The 26231-nt window shown below is 41.0% G+C and carries 21 protein-coding genes and 1 tRNA gene; 9 read left to right on the forward strand and 13 right to left on the reverse strand.

Annotated features, from left to right (window positions below):
• Window positions 1-139 precede the first annotated feature (139 nt).
• The 3 genes from EKM98_RS08270 to EKM98_RS08280 form a co-directional block, all read right to left on the reverse strand.
• A complete protein-coding gene (locus tag EKM98_RS08270; RefSeq protein WP_125981964.1) occupies window positions 140-1753 on the reverse strand; it encodes a peptide chain release factor 3 in 1614 nt (537 codons plus the stop codon).
• A 71-nt stretch (window positions 1754-1824) separates the two neighbouring features.
• Window positions 1825-3129, reverse strand: coding sequence for a hemolysin family protein (locus EKM98_RS08275; protein ID WP_125981966.1), 1305 nt, complete (start codon window positions 3127-3129; stop codon window positions 1825-1827).
• Window positions 3130-3604: 475 nt separating this feature from the next.
• Window positions 3605-4741, reverse strand: coding sequence for an AI-2E family transporter (locus EKM98_RS08280; protein WP_125981968.1), 1137 nt, complete (start codon window positions 4739-4741; stop codon window positions 3605-3607).
• 126 nt (window positions 4742-4867) lie between these two features.
• Here EKM98_RS08280 and EKM98_RS08285 point away from each other — a divergent pair, with 126 nt between their 5' ends.
• Window positions 4868-5299: a GNAT family N-acetyltransferase gene (locus EKM98_RS08285; RefSeq protein ID WP_125981970.1), complete on the forward strand. Its 432-nt coding sequence runs from the start codon at window positions 4868-4870 to the stop codon at window positions 5297-5299.
• Between the two features lie 313 nt (window positions 5300-5612).
• Here the strand turns inward: EKM98_RS08285 and ntdP are convergent, their stop codons facing one another.
• Window positions 5613-6146 (reverse strand): nucleoside tri-diphosphate phosphatase, encoded by a 534-nt coding sequence (ntdP, locus tag EKM98_RS08290; protein ID WP_068225421.1) that lies wholly within the window; start codon window positions 6144-6146, stop codon window positions 5613-5615.
• A 105-nt stretch (window positions 6147-6251) separates the two neighbouring features.
• A complete protein-coding gene (recX, locus tag EKM98_RS08295) occupies window positions 6252-7055 on the reverse strand; it encodes a recombination regulator RecX (RefSeq protein WP_125981971.1) in 804 nt (267 codons plus the stop codon).
• 739 nt (window positions 7056-7794) lie between these two features.
• On the opposite strand from recX, the gene rlmD (EKM98_RS08300) reads away from it, so the two are divergent.
• Window positions 7795-9198 carry a 23S rRNA (uracil(1939)-C(5))-methyltransferase RlmD gene (gene rlmD / locus EKM98_RS08300; RefSeq protein WP_125981973.1) on the forward strand — a complete coding sequence of 468 codons (1404 nt, stop codon included), beginning with the start codon at window positions 7795-7797 and terminating at the stop codon, window positions 9196-9198.
• Window positions 9199-9424: 226 nt separating this feature from the next.
• A complete protein-coding gene (locus EKM98_RS08305; protein WP_125981975.1) occupies window positions 9425-10792 on the forward strand; it encodes an aldehyde dehydrogenase family protein in 1368 nt (455 codons plus the stop codon).
• Window positions 10793-10907: 115 nt separating this feature from the next.
• Here the strand turns inward: EKM98_RS08305 and galU are convergent, their stop codons facing one another.
• Window positions 10908-11795, reverse strand: a complete 888-nt coding sequence (gene galU / locus EKM98_RS08310) for a UTP--glucose-1-phosphate uridylyltransferase GalU (RefSeq protein ID WP_125981976.1) — start codon at window positions 11793-11795, stop codon at window positions 10908-10910.
• 76 nt (window positions 11796-11871) lie between these two features.
• Window positions 11872-12777, reverse strand: coding sequence for a YihY/virulence factor BrkB family protein (locus EKM98_RS08315; protein WP_225418552.1), 906 nt, complete (start codon window positions 12775-12777; stop codon window positions 11872-11874).
• A 388-nt stretch (window positions 12778-13165) separates the two neighbouring features.
• Here EKM98_RS08315 and EKM98_RS08320 point away from each other — a divergent pair, with 388 nt between their 5' ends.
• From EKM98_RS08320 to EKM98_RS08330, 3 genes are all read left to right on the forward strand, one after another.
• Complete coding sequence (locus EKM98_RS08320; RefSeq protein WP_125981980.1) at window positions 13166-13615, forward strand: flavodoxin; 450 nt, start codon at window positions 13166-13168, stop codon at window positions 13613-13615.
• A gap of 298 nt (window positions 13616-13913) precedes the next feature.
• A complete protein-coding gene (locus EKM98_RS08325) occupies window positions 13914-14846 on the forward strand; it encodes a glycosyltransferase family 2 protein (RefSeq protein WP_125981982.1) in 933 nt (310 codons plus the stop codon).
• A 411-nt stretch (window positions 14847-15257) separates the two neighbouring features.
• Window positions 15258-15331: transfer RNA gene (locus EKM98_RS08330), tRNA-Arg, on the forward strand.
• Between the two features lie 121 nt (window positions 15332-15452).
• Here EKM98_RS08330 and EKM98_RS08335 read toward each other — a convergent pair.
• The 3 genes from EKM98_RS08335 to EKM98_RS08345 all read right to left on the reverse strand — a co-directional run bounded on the left by EKM98_RS08335 (window position 15453) and on the right by EKM98_RS08345 (window position 18245).
• Complete coding sequence (locus EKM98_RS08335; protein WP_125981984.1) at window positions 15453-15866, reverse strand: DUF3284 domain-containing protein; 414 nt, start codon at window positions 15864-15866, stop codon at window positions 15453-15455.
• Between the two features lie 109 nt (window positions 15867-15975).
• Window positions 15976-17241, reverse strand: coding sequence for a DEAD/DEAH box helicase (locus tag EKM98_RS08340; protein ID WP_125981986.1), 1266 nt, complete (start codon window positions 17239-17241; stop codon window positions 15976-15978).
• Window positions 17242-17249: 8 nt separating this feature from the next.
• Window positions 17250-18245: a Gfo/Idh/MocA family protein gene (locus EKM98_RS08345; RefSeq protein ID WP_125981987.1), complete on the reverse strand. Its 996-nt coding sequence runs from the start codon at window positions 18243-18245 to the stop codon at window positions 17250-17252.
• Between the two features lie 150 nt (window positions 18246-18395).
• On the opposite strand from EKM98_RS08345, the gene EKM98_RS08350 reads away from it, so the two are divergent.
• Complete coding sequence (locus EKM98_RS08350; protein WP_125981989.1) at window positions 18396-18782, forward strand: DUF4828 domain-containing protein; 387 nt, start codon at window positions 18396-18398, stop codon at window positions 18780-18782.
• A 138-nt stretch (window positions 18783-18920) separates the two neighbouring features.
• Here EKM98_RS08350 and EKM98_RS08355 read toward each other — a convergent pair whose 3' ends face one another.
• Window positions 18921-19670 carry a GH25 family lysozyme gene (locus EKM98_RS08355; RefSeq protein WP_125981991.1) on the reverse strand — a complete coding sequence of 250 codons (750 nt, stop codon included), beginning with the start codon at window positions 19668-19670 and terminating at the stop codon, window positions 18921-18923.
• Window positions 19671-20345: 675 nt separating this feature from the next.
• On the opposite strand from EKM98_RS08355, the gene EKM98_RS08360 reads away from it, so the two are divergent.
• Window positions 20346-21668: an APC family permease gene (locus tag EKM98_RS08360; protein ID WP_125981992.1), complete on the forward strand. Its 1323-nt coding sequence runs from the start codon at window positions 20346-20348 to the stop codon at window positions 21666-21668.
• 83 nt (window positions 21669-21751) lie between these two features.
• On the opposite strand, the gene EKM98_RS08365 is transcribed toward EKM98_RS08360, so the two are convergent.
• A complete protein-coding gene (locus EKM98_RS08365; RefSeq protein ID WP_318531615.1) occupies window positions 21752-23059 on the reverse strand; it encodes an NCS2 family permease in 1308 nt (435 codons plus the stop codon).
• Window positions 23060-23404: 345 nt separating this feature from the next.
• Here EKM98_RS08365 and EKM98_RS08370 point away from each other — a divergent pair, with 345 nt between their 5' ends.
• On the forward strand, window positions 23405-24274 hold the full coding sequence (locus tag EKM98_RS08370; protein ID WP_125982001.1) for a DegV family protein: 870 nt from the start codon (window positions 23405-23407) through the stop codon (window positions 24272-24274).
• A gap of 200 nt (window positions 24275-24474) precedes the next feature.
• Here EKM98_RS08370 and rlmD (EKM98_RS08375) read toward each other — a convergent pair whose 3' ends face one another.
• Complete coding sequence (gene rlmD / locus EKM98_RS08375; RefSeq protein WP_125982003.1) at window positions 24475-25839, reverse strand: 23S rRNA (uracil(1939)-C(5))-methyltransferase RlmD; 1365 nt, start codon at window positions 25837-25839, stop codon at window positions 24475-24477.
• Window positions 25840-26231 lie beyond the last annotated feature (392 nt).

The raw sequence follows: 26231 nt of genomic DNA on the forward strand, positions 1-26231 counted from the left end.
AATTAAGATACAAAAAATGGGTCAAAGAGTAGTTTAAAGGGTTATTTCACTTTAACAATTAATTTGCTAAGTGGTAATCCTTTTTTCTTACTTTTTGACTCATTTTTTTGCACTAAAACCGTGCTGTCCTAACGGCTTGCTAATGCTTTTTACTGGCAGAAACCATATTTGTTGATAACTTCTCAGTTAACTTAATGTCCGGATACTTCTGCTTAAACCAACGCTCCGCAAATTCATTCTCAAATAAGAATAGCGGCGCATCATTTTGATCACGAACTAATAAGTTCCGTGAAGAGGACATCTTTTCGTCTAATTGCTCAGGATCAATCCAGCGGGCAATCTTTTCGCCCATTGGCTCCATGATCACGTCAGAATTATATTCGTTTTTCATCCGGAATTGGAAAACCTCAAACTGTAATTGGCCAACTGCTCCAAGAACGTAATCATTAGTTAAATAGGTTCGGTACAATTGAATGGCACCCTCTTGCACTAACTGATTCATGCCCTTGTGAAATGATTTTTGTTTCATCACATTTTTTGCATTTACTTTTACAAATAATTCAGGCGTAAACTGCGGTAATTTTTCAAATTTAATGTGCTTTTTGCCGGTATAGATTGTATCGCCAATTTGAAAATTACCTGTATCATAAAGACCAACAATGTCACCAGCTACAGCCGACTCAACTGCTTCCCTAGTATTAGCCATAAACTCAGTTGAATTGGACAAACGTAATTTACGCTGGGTTCGCTCTAGCGTAACGTCCATCCCCCGCACAAATTCACCTGAACAAACTCGAATAAAGGCAATTCGATCACGGTGATTAGGGTTCATGTTAGCCTGAATCTTAAAAACAAAGCCAGAAAACTCACTTGCTACTGGTTCAATGAGGTCGTCATCCTGCGTTTTATGTGCGGCCGGTGCAGGTGCGTACTCTAAGTAATTTTCCAAGAAAGTTTTAACTCCAAAATTAGTTAAGGCAGACCCAAAGAATACTGGCGTCTGTTCCCCCTTGGCAATTTTGGCCGCATCAAATTGATTACCCGCCTCTAATAGTAACTGCGTGTTTTCTAATGCCTGCTGGTAAATTGATTCCTTTTTCAAGGGGTGATCACCAATAATTTCACCAGTTTCTTTATCCAACGGTAAATATTGGCGACCATCTGCATCGGGATGATACAGAGCTACTCGCTGATTATATATATCATAAAGGCCACGTAGATCCCGGCCCATTCCAATTGGCCAGTTCATTGGGTACGCTTCAATATTTAATAATTCCTCTAATTCGGCAATTAAATCTAGCGGTTCCCGAGCATCACGATCCATTTTATTCATAAACGTAAAGATCGGAATTCCTCGCATCCGACAAACCTGAAAAAGCTTTTTGGTTTGTGGTTCAATCCCCTTAGCTGCATCAATAACCATGACTGCCGAATCAACGGCCATCAAAGTTCGGTAAGTATCCTCAGAAAAATCCTCATGACCTGGTGTATCCAAAATATTAATTCGCTTACCTTGGTAATCAAACTGCATTACGGAGCTAGTTACAGAGATCCCCCGTTGCTGCTCAATTGCCATCCAATCGGATTTAGCAAATTGACCGGATTTTTTCCCCTTAACAGTACCGGCAGAACGAATAACGCCACCAAATAGCAGCAATTGCTCTGTAATTGTCGTTTTACCAGCATCAGGATGTGAGATGATAGCAAATGTCCGCCGTTTACTCACTGCTTGCTCTAATTCTTTATTTTGCATAACTTAGTTCCTTCCTAAAAGGTAGCTTAACTAGGTTCTAAAACTATTTTTAGCACAGTCTAATCAGTTACTTAGTCATTCTCATCGGCCGACGATGCCGTTACAGCAGCCGGCAACTCGACCCTAATATCCAATAATCGCGAACCATCCATTTCACCCGTTGTCAACTTAATGTTGTTAGGCAAAGTCATGGTTAGCTGCTGGCCTTCTTCTGGAATCGTTCCTAAACCAGTCAATACGTAGCCTGCAATTGTATCAACATCTGGATTATCTAGGTCAGTTGTAAAGAGATCATTAAAGTCATCCAAGGGCATACTTCCCTTAACGGTGTAGTGACGTTCATCTATCTGGCGATAAGGAACCTCGGCCTCATCGGTCTCGTCATCGATTTCACCAACAATTTCTTCTAGTAAATCTTCAATGGTTACTAAACCAACTAAACCGCCGTATTCATCAAGTAGGATTCCCATTTGATTTTGGCTTTTTTTCATTTCATATAATAAATCGTCAATCATTATTGTTTCCGGAACGTAAAGTGCTTCTTGCATAACCTCTGTAAGTTGAACATTTTCAAAACCAATTTCATGCGCACGTTGCATAATATTTTTAATGTGGACAATTCCAACAACCTTATCCTTATCCCCCTTGTACACTGGGATTCGAGAATAATTCTGATTTAAAATTGCTGTAATGTTCTGTTGGTTAGTATCATCTATGTTAATCATAAAGGCATCTGTCCGCGGTACCATAACCTCACGGGCCATTTTACGCCGCATTTCAATAATTCCTTCAAACATTTCAAATTCATCAGATTCAATGACGCCGCTTTTTTGGCCACTTTCAATCATATCAACCATATCTTCGCGGGTTAATTCCGGGCGTTCAACGCTAGCACCAGATGGTCCTAACTTCGCCAACAACCATAATAATGGCCTAAACAACTGCGTTAATAAATTAACGAAACTCGCTGCCATCAAGGCCAATGATTGAGCTCTAGCTTGACCAAATTTACGCGGTAAAACACTAGTAAAACTGAATAAAATAATACTCATAAATACCGCAATCAAAAAGCCTAACAGCGTCTCATTAGTAAAATCAGGCCAAAGTCGGACACCGACTAATAAGCCTAATACACCAATAGAAATATCAATAAAGACGATCAACAGCTCTAAGGTTGCACTAACCGCAGTTACTTGATTAACTACTTTTAGCAAGCGCTTAGCCTTTCGTTTACCCGCATCAACTAAACGCTGTGCTTGGGCCTTTGATATCGTATTTATTGCAATCATTACCGCAGTTAAAAAGCCACGTAAACCAATCAAAACAAGTGCTAAAACCAATTGCACCCATATATGACTGCCAGGGTCAGAACTCATCGCCACATCCACTCCGTTCAAATTTTATTAATCGATTGTCTTAAAATACTATCAGATGCTACTTCGCAATTACGGTTAGTTATTTACAAAAAACGCAAATAACGCATGCTACTACGAATATTACCTATTCCCGTGACAAAAACCAAGGGACACGGTTATAAAACCCATAACTGTGTTTTCCCAACTAAATTCGTCTCGCTCACCGCAAGAACTAGCAAGGCAAAGAACGCTAAGTTGAAACATGGCAGCCGCAGAAATCCGTTTTTTCAAACACGTTTCCACCAAATTAGTCAGAAAAACACAATCTAGTTTGATCAACATCACTATCAAAACCAGTAATAATCATTGTGTACTAGTAGTTAGCCAACAATTGTAGCTCTAAGCCAATTTTTTGCAGCATCCACACAAAAATCGTTTCAAGACATTTCTAAAAGTCACTGTCAAATACTAACATTAAATACCGTTCTTTTCAATTTCATTCGTTTGGACTATCCGATTTTTGGGTTTCAGTTTCGGGTAATTCCTTTTCACGTGTACGTAGTTGGTAAATGTCCCAAAAATACTTAACAACCGTCTTAACGATTGCGTAAAAGGGAATTGCTAAAATCATTCCGAGTATTCCGGAAATATTACCGGCCACCAATAACAAAATAATGATCGTCAAAGGATGAATTGATAGCGTTCGGCCGATAACGTTGGGATAAATAAAGTTCCCATCCACCTGTTGAACAACCACAACAACGATGATCACCAATATAATCTGCATTGGTGACACAGTTAGGGCCACAATCAAAGCCGGCGCAATCCCAATATACGGTCCAACGTAGGGAATAATATTGCAAATACCGGCAATAAAACCCAGTAAAAAGGCGTAAGGCATACCGATCAACAAATAACCTAAAAAGGTGAAAACACCAACAAAAGTACACTCAATAAGTTGGCCACCAATATAGGTTGAGATTGTTTCGCCCATTTTTGAAAGTAAATCAGTTGTCTCGGCTTTATAGCGGTTGGGCATTAATTTTTGAATACTGGGAATTAACCGGTGACCATCTTTCAGCATATAAAACAACATCACCGGAATAGTGATGGCTGTAACCGCAACGCTTGTCACGGTGCCAACTACGGAACCAAGGCTAGAAGTGACCGAACTCATGACAGACTGCAAGATATCACTAAAGGATAAATTCAGTTGATTGATGTATTTTTCAGCATTAACATTCTGTAGCCACGGGCTTTTCAGCCATTCACGGGCGGTTTTTTCCATGGCCGACGCAAAGTCCGGCAAACTAACAACTAATTGCGCAATTTGCTTAACTAGATTTGGAATAACGGTCATCACAATCAGTGCCAAACCACCAAAGAAAATTAGGAAAACAATTAAAATTGCCCAATTTCGGGAAATCTTCAAATGACCCAATAATTTAATTAGGGGATTAAATAGATAAAACAAAAATCCCGCAATTAGAATAGGAATAAACAGGGTTGAAACAAAAGTTCCAATTGGTGAAAAAACAAAACTAATTTTCGTACAAACAAAAATTAAGCTTGCGACAATTAACAGTTCTAGTGACCAAAACATTAATCGTGACTTTCGTAGCCATTCAAACATCCACATCATTTCCTTTCACACTGGCCAGTTTACACCGTGCGCGTTATGTTATAATTATTTTACCAAATTTAAGAAAACTATTTCATTTAGTCGCTTAGTTCTAAATCTTACAAAGAAGGTTGATCCATGAAAATTCAACATACTACTGACACGACGAGCCGGCTTTATCAAGACGCCTTAAGTATTCGGAAACGTGTTTTCGTCCACGAACAGAATGTAAGTCTTGCCCTTGAAATTGATGAAAATGAAACTAAAACCATTCACTTTGTTGGTTACGTCAATGACCAGCCTGTGACCACCGCTCGGTTACTCCCTGAAAAAAAAGCCTTTCACGTCCAACGGGTGGCGACTCTCAAAATAGCACGTGGCCACCATTATGGGCAACAATTATTCACTGCCTTAGAAAACTACGCCGTGGCGCACAATAAACCGGCATTAATCCTTGGTGGCCAAGATCAGGCACTAGGCTTTTACGAAAAACTCGGCTTTCATAAAACAGAGCGGCCAGGCTTTCTAGACGCCGGCATCCCCCACCACGAAATGTATAAGCAGTTATAGGTTAGCGTAAGTCACTCCAGCTTGTAATTCAATTACGACCTACCACTCACCAAATGTCTAAATAAAGTACACTTAGAGCAAGTTTGATAATTATTTTATTAGTATTTTCCTGACTAATGTGGTCTAAACTTGCTTAAAAAGCCGGTTCTCGACCGTTTTTTCAAATACTCCCGCAATAGCTGTATAAAAGAGGAGGTTAAGACAAATTCCATTTTGTCTCAACCTCCTCTTTTTACTGACTAAATGTAGTCGTCTAAACTGTAAATAAAAGTAGTTTTTTTCACACGCTACTTCATTAAAATTCATTCCATGGCTACCGGTGGGCGAGTTCTAAATAACGATTGTACCAAATATCAATATACTCTTTGGAGAATGGCCCTTTATGGTTATCCGACCAATCAACCAAAATATTAACGTTGGCCTTTAAAATTTTATCGGTTGCGTTTGAATAACCCCAGCGTTGCCGGTTTACTTGGTATTCATCAACATCTAATAATTTACGTTCACCGTCAGGAAACACCTTAACATCCAAATCATAATCGATATACTTCAGTGCCTCGCGATCTAAAACGTACGGCGATGCTAGGTTACAATAGTATGAAACGCCATTGTCCCGAATCATCGCAATAATATTAAACCAATAATGCTTGTGGAAAAAGATGATCGCGGGTTCCCGGGTAAGCCAGCGGCGGCCATCCGATTCCGTCACTAAAGTATGATCATTACAACCAATAATTTCGTTTTCCGAGGTTTTCAAAACCATCGTATCACGCCACGTCCGGTGTAAACTGCCATCATGTTTATAACTTTGGATCGCGAACGATTCCCCTTCTTTTGGAATACGCATGCGTCACCCTGCTTTCTAGAAGCTGTTAACACCGAATTATCATGAACATTATACCAAAATTTACCAGTTGTGACGATGATTTAATGAAAGTTTCCTGAAAGTCACTTACTGATTTGTTAGTTGTTCATCTAAAAAACGATTAATTTCATCCAAATGAAAGCCTTTTTGGTACAATCGCTGCTTAATTTTTTGGCGTCTTTTGTTTGCTTCCAAACGCGCCGTTTGCCGCATTACTTTCTCACCTTGCTGTACTAGAGCTTGCCATTCTCGCTCTGGGTCAGGTTCTAAATCTAATTGCAGCAAAATCTGATCAAGACTTTCTCCAGAAAATCCTTTTTGCATTAAGCCTAAACGAACTTTTTGTTTTTGCTGGCTAAAACTAAGCTTCTGGTAATGCTTTGCCAATTTTTGTGCGGCCTTAAGTCCGTTAGCAACCAAATCATTCGTCTGGTAAAGCTCTAACGCATCTTCAATTGAGTTTTCCTTAATTCCCTTTTCCTTCAGCTTTTGAGTAATCACAGTTGGTCCCTTGTCACTTGTTAACATGACTGTCCGCACATAACTTGCAGCATAATCTTGATCATTAACTAAATTTAATTCCTGCAACTTAGCAATAATCTGTTGTCGAGCGCTGACAGGTATTTCGTGTTTTTTTAAATAAAGCCGAACTTCCATCTCGGAACGTAGCTGATGGCTTAAATACGTTAGCGCCAATTGGTAAGCCTTGGACACATTGTCGGCGGCCATCAACGTTTGCTGTAATTTTTTTGGAACTTCCATTCCCTTAAACAAACGGTACTCAACTAGGACTGATTCACTAACTGGAAAAGCGTACTGTTCATCTAAATAAACGTTGTAGCGCCCTTTACGCTTTTGTGCCTCAATCATAGTAATCACAGGCTGTGCCATTGTGTCCCCCTCTTTCGTTATATCCAATTACATTATACCTAAATCATTCCACGTAATGCAAATGTATGTTCGCCTAGTCCGTATTCGGCTATGTTATACTTATTTGGTGGTTGGAAAATACTTTTACGCGTATCTTCTTGACCCATTTAGTGTAAACGTGTTTGAAAAAGCAGATTCCTGTGCTTGCCATGTTTCAACTTGGCGAATTACGCCGTAGTTGAATGGACAACGTATGGAACATCAGGATTATTAGCGTACTTAGCTAATAATCTTCAATTGCGGAATAGTAGTTACGATCGCCAAATCATCTGTTTCACAGCTAATTCGTCAATCTAGACTAATGCTCGGAACCTGGGCGCTTTTTCAGGCACTCTCAGTTTAAACGTGTTTGAAAAAGCAGATTCCTGCAGTGACCAAGACGAATTAAGTCGCGAAAATACACTTACAGCCTTTGTAACTGTGCTCCTTGGCTTTTGCCACAAGAAGAGACAACATTCGTAGCATCAAAAGTTATTTGTGCTCTTTGCAAATAACTAACTGTAAATTGCAAAGTGGTAGTTGAGTGGACAACGGATGAAATATCAAGGTTATTAACGGTCTAGGTTGCGATTTGAACTTTGGTTTATCTTAGTCCGATCGACAGCGTCAGCGAGGCCAGTAATAATCCCCAATTGCAAAGTAGAATCGAACCGCTTTTTCAAACAATCTTGAAGCAAATAAATTTAAGTGAGGCAAATTAATGGCTAATTCAAACTACGAACACGGTACTAGTAACATCGAAATCGGACAACGTTTTCCCTTAACAATTAAGCGCCTAGGCATTAATGGTGAAGGTATTGGCTACTACAAGCACACCGTTGTTTTTGTGCAAGGCGCACTTCCCGACGAAGTGGTTGTTGCCGAGGTCGTTGCAACGGCGCCACATTTTATTACGGCTAAGATCCACAAAATTCGGCAACAAAGTCCAGCCCGGGTTACACCAAGAGACGAGCAGTACGGTGACGTTGGCGGGATTGAGCTAGAACACCTTGCTTATCCCGAACAACTTAAATTCAAGGCCGATGTTATCCAACAGGCCTTAGAAAAATTTAAGCCCCAGGGTTACAAAAATTACGATATACGGCCAACGATTGGTATGGCTGACCCCTACGAATACCGCAATAAGGCCCAATTTCAAGTTCGGCAAATTAATGGTCACGTTGCCGCTGGTTTATACCGAAAAAATAGTCATGATTTAGTTGATTTACCGACTTTCAGCACCCAACGACCAGCGATTATGTCAACAATGCGCTACTTAGTCAACTTAATTGAGCAATTGGCAATCCCAGTTTATGATGAAACTGCAAAATCCGGCATCATCAAAACAATTGCCATACGAGAATCAATCACAACTGGCCACTTACAGGTCACTTTGATCACTAACACACCCAAATTGCCTAAAAAGCACGCTTTGTTAACAGCAATTGCGGCCGACCTACCTGAAGTAACTTCCGTTATGCAAAACATTAATCCTGGTGAAACTAGTTTAATTTGGGGCGAAGAAACGCGCCGCTTGGCTGGTGATACGTATTTAACCGAAACGATTAACGGCTATACTTTTAAACTATCTGCCCGGGCTTTCTTCCAATTAAATCCCAAACAAACGGAAAAGCTTTATCAGTTAGCAGAACAGGCGCTTAATTTATCCCAACACGAAACTTTAATCGACGCCTACTGCGGTGTTGGTACACTGGGGATCTCTTTGGCCCACACGGCGAGTGAAGTTCGCGGGATGGATACAATTCCTGAAGCTATCGCTGACGCCAAAGAAAATGCTGAACTCAACCAAGTCACCAATGTTCACTATGAAGTCGGTAAGGCTGAGGAGCTACTTCCTCAGTGGTTGCGTGAAGGTTTCGAACCCGATGCCTTAATTGTGGATCCACCACGAACTGGCCTAGATAACCAACTACGCCAAACCATTCTTGACAGTCGCCCAGAAAAATTTGTTTATATCAGTTGTAATCCTTCAACTCTTGCCCGGGATCTTGTGAGCCTTGTGAAAGACTACCGCGTTGATTATATTCAGTCAATTGACATGTTTCCCCAAACGGCACGGGTCGAAGCAGTCGTCAAGTTTAGTAAACGCCAATTATACCGTTAAAGAAAAGTACTTTTCTAAATTATATAGCCGGAAAGAGGCTGGGACAAAAGTCCTAGCCTCTTCTTATTTCCGCACATTACTCTAGGACGTGCACCAAAGTCCGGGTTCACGTGCCTCCAAAAACGACTTTTTCGCACTCTTCTTTTATTTGGCAGCGTAAAGATTGAATCTAGCACTTAATTCCGCCACAATGAAGCTACTAACAGTAAAGGAGCGCGACTAATTTATGGCCTATAAAGCGATTAACCCTTATAACGGTGAATTAATCAAAGAGTTCCCGTCAGCAACTAAGCAAGACGTCGAACACGCTTTAGCAACTGCGGATCAATACTATCATGCTGCCAAAACCCAATCTTACGACGAACGGGCGCACCAATTACAGAAATTAGCAACTGAATTTCGTCAAAATATTGATCAGTACGCAAAACCCCTGACAACCAATATGGGTAAACTTTTTAGCGAGGCACAAGGCGAAGTAGAAAAGAACGCCGCTTTTGCGGAATACTACGTTAAACACGGTGCCGAAGCTTTACAAAATATTTCCTATAACGATGTTCCAGATAAAACCGCCTACGTGGAGTTTAACTCGATTGGCGCCATCATGACCGTTGAACCGTGGAATTTTCCCTACACTCAGGTCATGCGCGTTTTTGCTCCGAACTTCATTATTGGTAATCCAGTTATTCTCAAGCACGCCAGTATTGTGCCTGAATGTGCAATGGCCTTTGCTAGTGCAGTTGAAAAGGCCGGCATTCCGGCAGGCGCTTTTACCAACCTTTTTGTCGATCATGATCAAGTTGAGCAAATTATTGCCGATCATCGTATCCAAGGAGTTGCACTGACTGGCTCGGCCGGCGCCGGTAATCAAGTTGCCGCGCAGGCTGGTAAATATCTCAAAAAATCAACGATGGAACTAGGCGGCACTGATGTTTTCATTGTTCTCGATGATGCTGATCTGGAAGCTGCCATCAAGGGAGCGGTAGCCGCACGCCTGAAAAACGCCGGCCAAGTTTGTACTGCCGCCAAACGTTTCATCGTTCAAAGTAATTACTACGCCGACTTTATTGCCGGCCTAAGTACTGCCTTTGCCAAACAAAAATTAGGTGATCCCTTTGCGGCAGAAACAACCTTAGCCCCACTATCATCTAAAAAAGCCCAACAGAAGCTGCAGAAGCAAGTGCAAGATGCCATTGCTGGCGGTGCCAAACTACTTTGGGGTGATCCAACGCCAATTGAAGGTCCCGGGGCACAATTTAGTCCGCTAATTTTTGCCGGAATTCAACCTGGAAATCCCCTTTTTGATCAGGAATTCTTTGGTCCAGTTGCGCAAGTTTACCAGGCCGCAGATGATGCCGAAGTGATTAAAATTGCAAACAATTCGAATTTTGGTTTAGGTGGCGCCATTTATTCTGCTGATTTAGAACGAGCAAAACGATTGGCCAGTCAAATTGAAACCGGCCAAATTGCGCTTAACCAACCCCTAAATTCTTATCCGAATTTTCCCTTTGGTGGTGTTAAACAATCTGGTTACGGCCGGGAACTTAGCGACTTTGGTATTCGTGAATTTGTTAACGCTAAATTGATTTTGTACTAAATAGTTCTTTCTAACTACAAATGAGCACTAAAAAGGACCAAGGATTTTTGAATTCAATTCCGTCGAATTAGGCTAAACCGGAGTTGAATCGCAAAAGTTCTTGGTCCATTTTTATTTATTTTTTACCCTCTAATTGATGACCTAAATTAATGATGTAATCACGTAATTCATCCCGTAACTCTGGATGTTGTAGGCCAAACTCGATGTTTGTCGTTAAATAGCCGAACTTATTCCCAGTATCGTAACGTTTGCCCGTAAACTGTCGTGCAAAAACACGCTGCGTTTTGTTCATATGATCGATGGCATCAGTTAACTGAATTTCGCCACCAGCATCTGGCTTTTGGGTTGCCAAACTATCAAAAATTTCTGGGGTAAACAAGTAGCGACCAATAATGGCAAGATCACTAGGTGCCTGTTGTGGTGTTGGCTTTTCGACAAAGCTTTCAACGTTAAACAGACCAGGCTTAGTTTCTGAAGATGGCTTAATAACGCCATACTTAGAAACTTCTTCATGTGGGACCTTCATAACGGCCAGTGTCGAAGCGTGAGTCTCCTCGTAATCGTTCATCAACTGTTTGGTTAGCGGTACCTTAGCCTGGGTGATATCATCGCCTAACATAACAACAAAAGGCTCATTGGCGACAAAGTCCTTGGCAAGTGACACGGCATCCCCTAAGCCTTTCGGGTATGACTGGCGAATAAAGAATAGGCGAACCCCCATATTAGTCGTACTCTCGACTAATTTTAACAATTTGTCTTTGTGCCGATTTTTCAAAACCATTTCTAATTCAGGAACTGAATCAAAGTGGTCCTCAATTGGTCGTTTTCCCTTGCCAGTAATAATCAACATGTCCTCAATGCCGGCAGCCTTGGCCTCTTCAACTAAAAATTGAATGGTTGGAACGTCAACAATTGGTAGCATTTCCTTCGCCATTGCCTTCGTTGCTGGAAGTAACCGTGTCCCTAATCCTGCTGCCGGAATAATTGCTTTACGCACTTTCATAGAAAAATTTCTCCTTTGTTCTTTTTAATATCTCTCTTTAAGTATAACTTATCACAAAGCAAATGATAGCATTTTGTTATGATTTACCCTCACGTTGTCGTTTAATTAGATCCTGTATGCGGCTGGATTTTCGAACCTCACCATAAAAAGTTTGCTCAACAACAACGTTTATCACTGCACCAAACATTGAAATCCAGGCCGCGAAATCTAACCAAAGCATCAAGACGACAAACAGGCCTAAAGTTCCGTAATCCAGTACGGCGTGGGCAAAATAACGAACGTACAGTGAAAATAATTGCGCCAAACCTAACCAGCCCGCCGTTGCAATCAAGGCACCTGGTAAAACGCTACGTAAACGTAAATGGACGTTAGGTAAAATAAAATAAATCAAGGTCAGCATGACGAAAACAACCGTAAAAGTAACCGGCAACTTAAATGTTTTAAATGTATCAATTAGCTGCGCCGGCCAATCTAATCGCGGTGCCAAATAAGTCAACACTTCTTGACCAAAACTAAAAATAAAAATTAAAACAACTAAAGCCAACATTAAAAATAACGTCATTACTAACGCAATTAGCCGGATAATGAGAAAGTTCTGGCCCTCAAGTACACCATATGTACGATCCATCATGCGTTTTAACGCATTAACGCCACGACTGGCCGCCCATAGCGTCCCAGCGGCACCAATTGATAACAGACTGCCACTCCCGCGTTTGACGAAAGAATGCATTAATGGCCACAAATGCTGATACAGTGTACTGGGAATGGCCGCCTCAGCGTACCGTGAAATATTTTGGCCATTAATATGTAGTAGTGGCATCAAGTTACCTAAAAAAATTAGCAGCGGAAATAATGACAACAATTCCCAATAGGCAATAACCACCGCACCATCATTAATACCGGCGTGGGTGAAGCAATCAACAAAAATCGAAATAAAGCGCCTAAAAGTCGATTGCTCTGACTTCCTTATTTTTTTTGCCACTATTTCCGCTCCCTTCCAGTAAATTTATTTTTTTAAAATTATTTTTATTAGTCCTCTATCATTTGAATTAGGCCAAGAAGGCACCAGCACTCTGCTTAACCATTCTTTAGCAAGTTAGTAGCCTTTTTTAAGCTGCCCACCAAATCGGTTAAACTATTACATTATACCGAAAAAAATTAATTTGTGAACTTGAACCGATCAAAGTTAGACCTTACACGTTTTTGTTTACCAGTTTTACTAATAAATGTAGGACAAGTAAATGAGATTATCTTCGCCAAGGCATGGTCGATACTTTTCAATTTTAGGTTAGTGTGAAACAAAGACAATTATTTTCAATCCACCAGAACTTTGTTATAATCAAGGCTGGATCATTAAAGGAGCGAAGAAAATGGCAAGCGCAAAAATCGTGTATGCAAGTATGACCGGCAACAATGAAGAAATTGCCGATATTGTTTCAGAAGCGTTAGAAAACCTTGACGTTGACGTTGAAGTTGATGAAATCTCCCAGGCCGATGCCGAGGACTTTGAGGACGTCGATATCTGTATCGTTGCGACTTATACTTACGGCGATGGTGAATTACCTGATGAGGCCGTTGACTTCTTTGAAGATCTTGAAGAAGAAGACTTGGCCAACAAAATATATGGTGTCTGTGGTTCAGGAGATACCTTTTACGATGATTTTGGCAAATCCGTAGATGATTTTGACGCTGCGTTTCAAAAATCTGGCGCCACTAAGGGTGCAGAAACCGTCAAAGTCGATTTAGAAGCAGAAGAGGACGATATTGAGCACCTTGAGGCCTTTGCTAAGAGTCTAGTTGAAAAGGCTGCTAATAATTAAGCGTGGTTCTAAAATTGGGTGAAGCTAGTTTGGAAACTATCTTTACTAGTATTTACTTGGCCAATTTAGTGTAAACGTGTTTGAAAAAGCAGATTCCTGTGGTTAGTCTAGATTGACAAATGCTCGGAACCTGAGCACTTTTTCAAACACCCCCTAAATTATTTAGTAAAACTCAATTCACTATCGTTTTAAAACATTCATTAATTAGAAAGTCGATCCGGAGATTACTTGTGTTAAGCTTAACACAGACTAGATCGGCTTTTTGTTAGCAATTATTTTTAAGGAGGCGTGGCAGAATATGCCTGGTAAATTATCTTTAATTGTTCCCTGCTTTAACGAAGAACAAACCTTACCACTATTTTACCCAGCTACAGAAAAAATCAAAACTCAACTGCGCGGCCTATCGTTGGAATATTGGTTTATTAATGATGGCTCTCGCGACAGTACCCTAGACAAATTAAAGCAGCTACAACAAAATGATCCAGAACACGTCCACTATATTTCCTTTTCCCGTAATTTTGGTAAGGAATCCGCACTGTACGCCGGTTTGCAAGCGGCAACTGGTGATTATGTTGCGGTGATGGACGCTGACCTACAGGATCCACCTGAATTGCTGCCAACGATGCTTGCTGGCATTCAGGATGAACATTATGATATTGTCGGCACGAAGCGAACTGATCGCAAGGGTGAACCACCAATTCGATCATTTTTCTCAAATCTTTTTTACCGGCTAATTAACCACATCTCTAACACGCCAATTTTAAATGGCGTTCGGGATTTTCGGCTGATGACCCGGCAAGTTGTCGACGCCATTTTAGCGATGAAAGAATACCGTCGCTTCTCTAAAGGTATTTTTAGTTGGGTGGGTTTTAACACTAAATACTTGCCCTACGAAAACCATGATCGGATCGCCGGAAAGACTTCCTGGTCCTTTGGCAAATTATTTAAATATTCACTAGATGGCATTGTGGCTTTTTCCGAACTACCTTTATCCATCGCCTCATTTGTCGGCTTTTTCTCATTTGTTATCGCGATCATCGCCTTATTTTTCATCGTTATTCGGCAATTGGTCTTTGGTGACTCCGTGGCTGGCTGGGCTTCAATCGTTTCAATCATGATTATGGTTGGTGGCTTGCAACTACTTTGTTTGGGGATTGTTGGTAAATATATTGGCAACATTTATCTAGAAGTTAAAAATCGCCCAATTTACATTATTAAAGAAAAAAAATAAGCGTATTTCTGCAGAATTACCCACCGCATTTTCAATAATAAGCGGTTTACTTTTTCTGAATACGTTTTTTTATAATTAAGCAGACACACTAATTTTCAAAGTAATTTCAGTCAATAAAGCTCGCAAATTTGAATGCTTTTAGGCACACTGGTAGGTTGATAAAAATGTATTTTATTTTACTAATTATTATAAGTATTAGCTTGTTACTCAGTGTGTTTGGCACTAGTCTTGTTCTTGCTAATCGTAACAGTGTCAACTGGAAGATCATTTTGACGCTACTTTGTGTTATCTTAATTTTTGGGCTTAGCCTTGGCTATTTTATTTGGCTACGTCAAAATCACCCGCAACTTTTATTTGCGCTTAAATCAGTCCTTTACAACTATTTAAAAGCGTGAGAAAATTAATTCATTCGGCCCCATAGCTCAGCAGGATAGAGCGATCGCCTCCTAAGCGATAGGTCACCGGTTCGATTCCAGTTGGGGTCATCACGTAAATCTATTGAATAACTAAAATAGCAAGAAGCCAGGACTTTTGTCCTGGCTTCTTGCTATTTCCGATCATTGTTCTAGAACATGAACCCAAAACCGACTTTTGTCTCACTCCATGTTAGTATGATTTTTCAATCTGCAAAAACATTTTCCTAAAGTTACGGCGTTTTAGTGCTCCTAAGAAAGTTTCCCTAGTAACATCCACTAATTGTTGCCATAGCCCGAGGGAGATATTCTGTTCTTGATACACAACCCGACTTTGATCGGCATTAATTGTTGTTAAATCATAACTTACCTTGCGCTTATTATGCTTAGTCGTCATCTCGTAGTGATAGCTTTGATTAAGGATGTTTTTGGTGATTCGAACCTGAGCTTTAGTTTCGGGATCCAGCTGCTTATCGTAAGTGAAACCTTGTAACTGACTAACAGATAAAACTTCACCTGTCTGCGCCTTAATTTCAAAAAGCTCAGCATCAATAATTTTACTGTATAAAAAGGCCGCCGGAATATTCAATAATTGTTCGATTCTCAAAGTTATCACCCCCATAAGCTTGCTTACTATCGAGAATCATATTTCTACCTTAAAGTATACGCTTCTCTAATTCTAAATGGAATTTTTTAGTATGAGTAATGTAAGGGCTTTATTGGTCAACCTTTTTATTAGCTTTGTGTTTACCTTTATTACGTTGATCACGCTTACGATGCTTTTTCTTTGGTTTTTCCACCGTTTTTGGTTCCAATTTTGGTGTACGCTTATGCTTGCTTGTCGGCCGCTGCTTGGGCTTTTCTACTACCGAAACTTTAGTCGGATCAGTGGTTAACGTCTGCTGGGTTAAATAAACGGGGGTCAGTTGATACTCATCCCGAACAACTTGTTTCAAATCACGAAAATCACGCTTATTTCCCAAGTTAATTACTAAACCATCATGCCCCATACGCCCAGTTCGGCCCACTCGGTGAATATAAATATCCAATTCACGAGGCAGATCAAAATTAACAACTGCTGGTAAGGCCGCAATATCTAATCCGCGGGCAGCCACGTCGGTTGTTAACAATAGTTTAACCTTGCGTTGGCGAAAATCAGCCAGCGCCTTTTCACGTTCAACTTGCCGCATTTGACCGTTTAAAACAGCGAAAGAAACGTGCTGGTGGCCTAAGACCTCTGCCGCATTCGCCATTTCGGCTAAGGTTGCAAAGAACACAAGCCCATAGAAATCGTCTAACCGGCTTAAACGCCGCAACATATCTGTTCGCTTACGAATTGGTGTTTCCAATAAGTAATGCAGTACTTTACCAGCACTGTCATCAATCTTGCGCACGTCAATCGTCTGAATCGGTAACCCAAACCACTTTGGTAATTCATCTAAAATTGGGGTTTTTGTTGCCGAAAAGAAAGCCAATTGGGTTTCTCCCGGTGCACGCCGAACAATATCCCGCGTCTTTTCTAACTTGTCCGGTACTAATTGTTGATCGGCTTCGTCAATAACAATCGTTTGTAAGGTATGCAGTTTCACCTTCCGTTGATCGATTAATTCCAACAAACGCCCCTCAGCGGCCACCAAAACTTCAGGCTTTTTCTTCAACCGCTCAATCTGGCGTTTAATGTTGGCGCCGCCAGCAACGGCCTGAATTGTTAGGCCAACTGCCTTAGCAAATGGCTGAATTGCAGCCTTTTCCTGCATAACTAATTCCTGTGACGGTGCTAAAATTAAAAGTTGAATGCCTTGGCCCGGTAATAATTTTTCTAATAGAGGTAACGCAAAGGCTAACGTCTTACCTGAGCCAGTCGGTGCCAGGCCCAAAATAGAGACGTCTTTTTTTAACGGCTCATAAACTGCCTTTTGAATTGCTGTTAATTCACCTAAACCTAATGCTTGCCATGGTTCCGTAAATCTTTCACTTGGCATGATTTTCCTCAATTCTCTTGATCAGCAGCAAATTCAATTCCTGCTGACTGTCTTAATTTAAATAACACTTGATTAACTGCTTGACTTGTTTTTAATGCCGAATTGGCCATTTGATGATCCTGCGTCGTCATTATCGAATAAAAGGCCTCTGCTTCATGCGTCATTGGGTTTTCATCGGCTGGTTCGCCTAATTCAACCGTTTTACCATCTGGTTGATGCCGAGTTACCTGGGCTAAATCAGCAGCATTAGGAGCCAATACCAGCGTTTCGTGTAGCCCGTAAATTTCCGATGGTAAATAAGAAGTAGCATTTTTACCAAAGATTAACGTCACGTTAAAATCAGGATACGTCAGGATAGCCGTCCCCCTACCGTCAACTCCCGTTGGTAAAAGGTTAGCAAAATAATGAACGTCATCTGGTACACCAAACCAGGAAACGGCGTCGTAAACGACGTACACGCCTAAATCCTGCAGCGAACCACCAGAGAATTTAGGCGAAAAAATATTCGGTGTCTTACCGGCTAAAACTTGATCGTAACGGGAAGAATATTTCATGTAAACTAACGTCGCTCCCTGCACCTGATCCAGCGTTTGAATGGCCTGTTTGGTAATTTGAAAATTAGGTTCATAAACGTGGCGGGCAGCCTCAAATAAGAACAACTGCGGCTTTTTGGCTAATAAGGCAGTAATTGTTGCCATTTCCGTTGGGTTAGAGAACGCTGGCTTTTCTACGATGACATTCTTGTCAGCTTCTAAAGCAGCCTTTGCCTGTTCAAAATGTAAACTATTTGGTGAAGCAATGTAGACAACGTCAAAACTGCCTTGGGAAAAGAAATCCGCTAAGGAAGTGAAAACTTCGCCAGCTTCGTACTTGGTCGCTACTTGCTGTGCCTTTTCTTCAGTTCGCGAATAAACACTGGTTAGTTGATACTTCTTGGTACTTAAAGCAGCCTGAATAAACTGTTCGGTAATCCAATTTGTCCCAATTATGCCAAGTTTTAACATGTCAATCATCCTCTCAATTCAATAAAGTTTTTAACATCAGCTTTTCACTCTCTCTATTTTAACCCAGTCCCATAAAAAAAGCGATTGACGTACTGTTTAAAGAGATTTCGTGCTATGATGTGTCTAAGAGAGATTGAAAGGTGTGCAATCATGAGATTAAAAAAATGGGCAACTGGTGGCGTTAGTTTTATTAAGCAATTATCAACTTACTTAACTCGCCGTCCCACCAAAACGCCACCAGTAAAACAAGCCAATTTGCCTTCACTTTACATTGGCACGTGGACTTTCTATGATGAACAACAAAAGCGGCACCACACCTTTCAAGTATCATCCCGCCTAACAATTAAAATTGATGGTAAACCTTTAGCGGGTAAAATTATAAAATTAACGGCAAAACAATTACTTTTTTTAGATCAATATGGCTACGAACTGCTAATTACTGCTGATGAACAGCAACCGGCAACCATCTTTGATGAGGCAGATCAACGCACCTATCCAATTGCACATCTCAAAAAAGATGCCACAAAAGAAGTTTAGCTTTGACTGCCTAATGCAGAAAGTTATTTGTAAAATACAATTCAAACACAGATAAAAGGCTCCGGAATTTTTCAGTTAACCTGACTGAATATTCTGGAGTTTTTTTATCGTTTATAATTATATCAAACACCATAGCAATCATTGCCCTAACGAAATAAATTGCTGCCAGCGGGCCTGTTTATGCAAATAGACTAAAGTTGTATATCTCTGATTTTGGCCGGCAACCTTTAGTTTCCCGGCTTCACTATATTCCCAAAAAACCAAATTATGCTGATCTTTAGGTAACCGTTGACTGGCCAATGCATACGGTAGTTTTAAACGCCTAAGTAAAGTTGTCGCCACTTGCTGATTGCCTAAAAGAACAACTGAGCGATGATAATTTGTTCGCAATAAATTTACAAACTCACGCAGATGCGCAATTTGCCGCGAACTTGTCGGCGGCTCTTTTTGGTAGTTTCCGTAATAAATGACGTTAATCATAATGGGTAGATTACCACTTTGTTGGCCCACGGTTTGGCTAAACTGCCGGTATTGAGCCTTAGGACTACTGGTGAAGCTATAATCCTGATAAACACCGATGGCCATATTAGTGCCAACTGCTCGCCAATAATTGGTTGAAAAATTGTCATCACTATAACTTTTCCCCTGACTTGCCCGTAAATAAACAAAATTAACGCCGGCCTTTTGTAAATTCTGAAAATCCAGAAAGCCATCATCCTGACTAACGCGCAAACCCAATATCGGAAATGATTTTATATCCGGTCGCGTGCCCTCGTGAAATTTATGATAACCAAAACCGCCAATAACCCCAATTAAACAAAGCAGTAATGTCAACATGATCAGTCGTTGACGCCACTGCTTTTTTCGCTTTAGCCGTCTACTCAACATTTAACATCGCTCCTTATTTTTCTAGTTTAACACGATTTAGAGAGTGTTTGAAAAGGCGGTTAGCTTCTGAGGATTAGCCTAAACGGACGAATTATCTGTGAAACAGATAGTTTGGCTGTTGTAGCTACTATTTCGCAATTGAGAATTATTAGCTAAGTACGCTAATAATTTTGATGCTGCATACGTTGTCCATTCAACTAAGGCAAAAACCGCCAAGTTGAAACATGGCAACCGCAGGAAGCTGCCTTTCCAAACACGTTTCAGAAGAGAGTGCCTGAAAAAGCGGTTAGATTCTACTTCACAATTACGGTTAGTTATTTACAAAGATCACAAATAACTCACAATGCTACGAACGTTGTCCATTCTTGCGGCAAAATCAAGGAACACAGTTATAAAGTCCATAACTGTGTTTCCTCGACTAAGCCCGTCTCAGTCACCGCCAGAAACATGGCAGCTAGGCGAAAAGAGACGCGCAGCGGATCGTTCGACTAGCGTAGCTATACGTAATAATTTGCTTTTTCAAACACGTTTCCGTTAGGTTAATCACGCAAATTCTTTTAAATCCAATCGGACCTAAAAATACCAAAACCCGAACACCTTTTACGACACACTTTAGTAGCCGTGTTATAATGCTTTTATTCGGCTTTTTTTATTTTAATTATAAGGAGTTTCACCATGGATAAGAACGGTTTAAAACGTGACATCGGCCTTTTTCCGGCGCTGGCAACTGTCATGGGGACAGTTATTGGCGGCGGTGTTTTTTTCAAGGCCGCCAGTGTTGTCAGCGCAACAAAATCCGCCAACTTAACGTTGTTTGTTTGGCTCTTAGGCGGAATCATCACTATTTGTGCCGGCCTAACTGTGGCTGAACTCGCCACTGCCTTACCACAAACTGGTGGTGCCGTTAAGTATATTGAATACACTTACGGAAAACCCTGGGCTTTTTTGCTTGGCTGGGCGCAAATGCTGATTTATTTCCCGGCAAACGTTGCGGCACTTTCAATCATTTTTAGCACTCAATTACTTAACTTGTTTAACATTGGCCACTCCTGGTTAATTCCAATCGCAATTTTATGCGGAACGAGCCTCACCTTAGTCAATCTTTTAGGAGCTCGCTTCGGCGGTGCATTACAAGTTGTAACGCTTATTTTTAAATTAATTCCAATTGCCTTAATTGTTTTATTTGGTTTTTTAGCCAAAAACCCAGTTCACTTTAGTCTCATCCCACTAACGAGTGGTGGCCATAGTTCTTTTGCGGCTGCATTAAGTAGCGGTTTACTGGCAACTATGTTTGCTTACGATGGTTGGCTAAACGTTGGTACGGTTGCAGGCGAATTAAAAAATCCCCAGCGTGATTTACCCCGGGCCATCATTTTAGGTCTAGCACTAATTACACTGATCTACGTATTAATCAACGCGGTTTTCTTACGTACGTTACCAGTCGGTCAAATTGCCGGTAATTTAAATACAGCCGCGGACGCCGCCATCAGGATCTTTGGTAATTTTGGTGGTAAACTTGTTACCTTAGGCATTCTGATTTCAGTTTACGGGGCCATCAACGGCTATACAATGACGGGAATGCGTGTTCCTTTTGCATTGGCCTATGAAAATCAGTTGCCGTTCAGCAAACAGTTAAAACGGCTATCTAAAACAAAAGTTCCTTACGTTGCCGGATTATTTGAACTGGCGATTGCTGTTATCATGATGTTGGTCGGCAGCTTTGACCTTTTAACCGACATGCTAGTTTTCGTCATTTGGATCTTTAGTACAATGATTTTTGTTGCTGTATTTATTCTTCGCCGCCGTGATCCTAAACTAGTCCGACCGTACAAAGTCCCATTTTACCCAATCGTACCGCTAATTGCGTTACTAGGCGGCTTATTTATCTTAATTGAAACTTTGTTGACAAAACCACTTTTGGCCGTTATTGGCATTAGTATCACGTTACTTGGCTTGCCCGTTTACTACTGGCACCGCGCACATCGAACAAAAATCTAAAGCAAAGGTCCCATTAGCTATTTAGCGTAAAGCCAATAACTAATGGGGCCTTTGTAATTTTAAGCCACAAAAATTTTTGCCGGCTACTCCAGATTCAAAATCCACATAAAGCCAAGGAAAACGAAGAATAGAAGGTACATTATTGGGTGAACTTCCTTACCACGCTTGGCCGCAATCATTGTGATTGGGTAAACGATCACGCCTAAGGCAATCCCGTCAGAGATACTGTAGGTTAGTGGCATACCAATGACAATTAAAAAGGCTGGAATTGCAATTTCCATTTTTTCCCAGGAAATATGTTTCAATGATTGCGCCATCATCACGCCAACCATAATTAAGGCTGGGGCCGTTACTTGATCGGTGACCACGGCCAATAATGGCGAAAAGAATAGACCTAAAATGAACATAACACCTGTGACGACGGCGGTCAGGCCAGAACGACCACCAACCGCAATTCCCGCAGATGATTCAACGTAAGCACCAACTGGTGAAGTTCCTAATACTGATCCGGCTAGCATGGCGGTTGAATCGGACATTAATGCCTTACCAACTCGTGGCATTTTGTTATCCTTCATAAAACCGGCTTGCTGGGCTAAACCAACTAAAGTTCCTGCTGTGTCAAAAAAGGTCACTAGTAAGAAGGTTAAAACAACAACCCACAGCTGCACGGTATTGATATCACCAATGTGCATTACCCCAACACCAAATGTTGGTGCCAAGCTTGGTGCACCAGCAATCCAATGGGTTGGCGCCGAAATTAAGCCGGTTGCTAAGCCCAAAATTGCCGTTAGAGCCATGCCGATAAAAATACCACCTGGTACGTTTCTAACTAACAATACTGCCGTAACAATTAGACCAAAAACGGTCAGCCAAGTTGTCCCGCTAAATGAACCTAAACCAACAAGCGTTGATTTATTTGCCACGATTAATCCGCCATTACTTAAACCTAAAAACGCAATGAATAAACCAATGCCGCTTGAAATTGCGTACTTTAAATCACTGGGAATAGCATCGATAATTAATTCACGTAATTTGAAAACGGTAATTACCATAAAAATCAGTGAAGCGACAAATACGCCTGCCAGAGCAGTTTGCCACGGTATTTTCATACCGATGACAACCGAATAGGCAAAGAAGGCGTTGATTCCTAGTGCTGGCGCCGTAGCAATTGGATATTTTGCCAAAACACCCATCAAGATACACCCCAGCGCACTCGCCAAGGCCGTTGCTGTAAAAACAGCCCCTTTATTCATACCCGCTGCCCCTAAAACACTTGGATTAACGAATAAAATATACGCCATTGAAATAAATGTTGTAAAGCCTGCTAAAATTTCCCGTTGAACCGTCGTATTTAACTCATCCAGCTGAAAATATTTTTTAATGCCTGTCACCTGGCCATCCCTACTCTCCATATAATAAAATCCGTCCAAAACAACAGTTTAAATCATATAATAGGTGAATTTGAATGTAAATAGCCGTTGAGCATTTAGCTCCAATCTTTACCGGCCTAATCTAGTCACAACAAACCAGCTCCCCAATATCAAATTAACCATTTAAATCCCCAAAAGCGATGGAATCTTACGTCAATTTTTCATCTAGGCGGCTTTCCAAACACTCCTAGAATTGCTAAACACCTTTGGCGTACGCTCTAATAAAATTCATTGAGGCTTAAGGATTGCCTTTGTAAAAAATGAGCGTAAAATAAGGTAGATAAATGCGAACTAAAGGAGTCCATCATGTATCAGTTATTAACCGATTCAGCCGTTGATCTCCCCTACCAAGTTCTTGCCGATAAACACGTCGATTTTGTGTCGATGCAGGTTGACATAAACGGGGAAGATTTTAAAGACGACTTAGAGCACCACTTTGATTTAAAACATTTCTATCAACAAATTGATAAAGGCGTCATGCCATCAACTACACAAATTAACGTTGGTCAGTTTGTGGCATTCTTTAAGCCTTACGTTGAGGCCAAAATATCAATTTTATACCTTGGTTTCTCTTCTGGACTCAGTGGCACTTATAATAGCGCCCTACAGGCCAAAGAGATGTTACTTAATGATTATCCCGACGCGCAAATTTACTTGGTTGATTCATTGGCTGCCTGTTGTGGTGAAGGCTTAATGTTGCTGGACGCCATTGATAAACGGGATGCTGGGATGCCGATTGATGAACTTGCTAATTGGCTAACCACTAATGCCTTACATTACCGCCAGTGGTTCACCGTTGATGATCTTAACTATCTCTATCACGGCGGTCGGGTATCGCGTACCTCGGCCACCGTTGGCTCACTGCTACATATTAAACCAGTGATGGACGTAGATACTGTCGGCCACTTGCGCGTCGTTAAAAAGGCCCGCTCACGTCGGCGGTCACTAGAGACATTGGCTGCTAACACACTGGAGACACTTGCCAATTATGAAAATCCTAGAATTATCATCGCCACTAGTGCTGCACCAGATGCCGCTAAGCTAGTCCACGACCAATTAATTGCTAGTGTTCCCAACGCACAAATTCTACTTGAACACATTGGTCCAACCATTGCTAGCCATACTGGCTTAGGCTGTGTCGCGGTTTTCTCATTAGGCGTCACGAAACGCGCTTAAACTGCTGTGAAAAAGACTGCCCTTTAGCTGGGAATGGGCCAAAAATCAGTTTTGGGTTTACTATGACGTAGGCCAATCCAATAATAGCGCGCTGGTTATTGAATTAGCTGTAGTCGTGTTTGTCCAACCTATTGGGCAAAGCAAAAAGCTTACCGATTACGGTAAGCTTTTTATGTGTCTAAAATTTTAATTTTTAAAACTTAATCCAAGCTCAACATTGTGACACTCTCGATGTGTTGCGTTTGAGGGAACATATCCACTGGTTGGGTTTCTTTTGCGTGATAACCAAATTCTTGTAACAAACTCAAATCACGAGCCAATGTTGCTGGGTTACAACTAACATAAACCACTCGCTTTGGCTTCATTTGGCCAACTGCATCGACAAATGATTTGGCCAAGCCTTTGCGTGGTGGATCAACCATCAAAACGTCAGCTTCTAATCCATCGGCCTTCCACTGTTGCATCACTTCTTCAGCCTTGCCAGCTTCAAATTTCACGTTATGGATACCATTTAATTTAGCGTTTCGCTTTGCATCGGCTACTGCTGGAACGACAACTTCAACACCGTAAACGTACTTTGCGTGTTGCGCCATTGCAAGTGACATCGTTCCGATACCTGAATAAGCATCGATAACAACTTCCTTACCGGTTAAGCCGGCTTGCTCAATGGCACGTGTGTATAAACGTTCAGTCTGAACTGGATTAACTTGATAGAATGATAACGCCGAAATATCGAAGTTTAAACCAAGAATTTGATCGCGAATGAATGACTTGCCGTATAACTTCTTAACCGTCCGGCCAAGTACAACGTTCGTATTCTTAGGATTAACACTTTGCATAATACTAACAACTTCAGGTATTTTATTTAAAATACCCGCAATTAATTCGTTCAAATGCGGTACATCTCTTGTGCGCGTGATTAAAATAACCATCATTTCGTGGCTAAAATGACCACGGCGAATCATGATATTACGCATAACCCCTTTTTGCTGGGATTCATTGTACGGCGCAACGTTATATTGGCGCAATAAGTCGCGAATAATCACAATGGCCTTATCAATGGCTGGATCCTGAATATAATAATCCTCCATTGGCACCAAATTATGACTACCCTTTCGGTAAAAGCCAGTCTGAATTTCACCGTAAAGCATCCGTACTGGTACTTGCGCCTTATTCCGGTAGGCGTAAGGCTTTTCCATACCAATTGTTGGTAACACGGGAATATCTAAATGACTCTTTTGGAAGACCTCAGCGATTTGGTGTTGCTTGAACTTCAACTGACCTTCATAGCTTAAATGGCCTAATGGCGCAATTCCGGTTTGCATGTATGCTTTATCTTTTAAGTCAACTCGATCAGGACTTGTTGTCAGCAATTCTAATGCACGAGCAAAGCCAAAGTTCTTGCCTGTTTTGGTCACAACAAGTTTGACCTTTTCTCCCGGTAAAGTATCCGCGACAAACAAAGGGTAGCCGTCAACCTTGGCAACACCCATTCCTTCATAAGTTAAATCTTCAATATCAACTGTTAGTTCTTGATTTTTTTCAACTGGTGCCGTTGTTTTCATAAAATCTCCTATTCTTAAAACCTTATCTACGAATTTGTTTCATACTGCGACTAATCATACCATATTTCAGAAAAAGTACCACTATTCTAAGAATATCAATCTCCGTGTCTAAAAGCCGTCTGAATTTTACCTCGCCATTGAGATTGACTGGCAATAAATTTACATCTTTAAACCAGCTATGCTTATCCCGCCAGCAATACCTGCCAACTACTGTTTCATCATTGTTAAGCAGTAAATCAAAAAAGCCAGCTGGCCTAACTTCACTATAGCAAGTAAATCACTCACTGTGGTGGAATTGCGCCAACTAACTTTGTTGGCTCTATACTTTTTCCTGTTGATCGTTTACAAAGTGGTAAACTATTAACAGGATTTTTTGGGCCCTTGAATTTACA

Origin of the sequence: Loigolactobacillus iwatensis (genome assembly GCF_003950295.1) — a bacterium.
GTDB classification, from domain to species: Bacteria; Bacillota; Bacilli; order Lactobacillales; family Lactobacillaceae; genus Loigolactobacillus; species Loigolactobacillus iwatensis.

Excerpts from the sequence above, each read along its gene's own strand:
- EKM98_RS08270 (WP_125981964.1), bottom strand. The coding sequence starts at position 1,753 with ATGCAAAATAAAGAATTAGAGCAAGCAGTGAGTAAACGGCGGACATTT.
- EKM98_RS08275 (WP_125981966.1), bottom strand. The coding sequence starts at position 3,129 with ATGAGTTCTGACCCTGGCAGTCATATATGGGTGCAATTGGTTTTAGCA.
- EKM98_RS08280 (WP_125981968.1), bottom strand. The coding sequence starts at position 4,741 with ATGTTTGAATGGCTACGAAAGTCACGATTAATGTTTTGGTCACTAGAA.
- EKM98_RS08285 (WP_125981970.1), top strand. The coding sequence starts at position 4,868 with ATGAAAATTCAACATACTACTGACACGACGAGCCGGCTTTATCAAGAC.
- ntdP (WP_068225421.1), bottom strand. The coding sequence starts at position 6,146 with ATGCGTATTCCAAAAGAAGGGGAATCGTTCGCGATCCAAAGTTATAAA.
- recX (WP_125981971.1), bottom strand. The coding sequence starts at position 7,055 with ATGGCACAGCCTGTGATTACTATGATTGAGGCACAAAAGCGTAAAGGG.
- rlmD (WP_125981973.1), top strand. The coding sequence starts at position 7,795 with ATGGCTAATTCAAACTACGAACACGGTACTAGTAACATCGAAATCGGA.
- EKM98_RS08305 (WP_125981975.1), top strand. The coding sequence starts at position 9,425 with ATGGCCTATAAAGCGATTAACCCTTATAACGGTGAATTAATCAAAGAG.
- galU (WP_125981976.1), bottom strand. The coding sequence starts at position 11,795 with ATGAAAGTGCGTAAAGCAATTATTCCGGCAGCAGGATTAGGGACACGG.
- EKM98_RS08320 (WP_125981980.1), top strand. The coding sequence starts at position 13,166 with ATGGCAAGCGCAAAAATCGTGTATGCAAGTATGACCGGCAACAATGAA.
- EKM98_RS08325 (WP_125981982.1), top strand. The coding sequence starts at position 13,914 with ATGCCTGGTAAATTATCTTTAATTGTTCCCTGCTTTAACGAAGAACAA.
- EKM98_RS08340 (WP_125981986.1), bottom strand. The coding sequence starts at position 17,241 with ATGCCAAGTGAAAGATTTACGGAACCATGGCAAGCATTAGGTTTAGGT.
- EKM98_RS08345 (WP_125981987.1), bottom strand. The coding sequence starts at position 18,245 with ATGTTAAAACTTGGCATAATTGGGACAAATTGGATTACCGAACAGTTT.
- EKM98_RS08350 (WP_125981989.1), top strand. The coding sequence starts at position 18,396 with ATGAGATTAAAAAAATGGGCAACTGGTGGCGTTAGTTTTATTAAGCAA.
- EKM98_RS08355 (WP_125981991.1), bottom strand. The coding sequence starts at position 19,670 with ATGTTGAGTAGACGGCTAAAGCGAAAAAAGCAGTGGCGTCAACGACTG.
- EKM98_RS08360 (WP_125981992.1), top strand. The coding sequence starts at position 20,346 with ATGGATAAGAACGGTTTAAAACGTGACATCGGCCTTTTTCCGGCGCTG.
- EKM98_RS08370 (WP_125982001.1), top strand. The coding sequence starts at position 23,405 with ATGTATCAGTTATTAACCGATTCAGCCGTTGATCTCCCCTACCAAGTT.
- rlmD (WP_125982003.1), bottom strand. The coding sequence starts at position 25,839 with ATGAAAACAACGGCACCAGTTGAAAAAAATCAAGAACTAACAGTTGAT.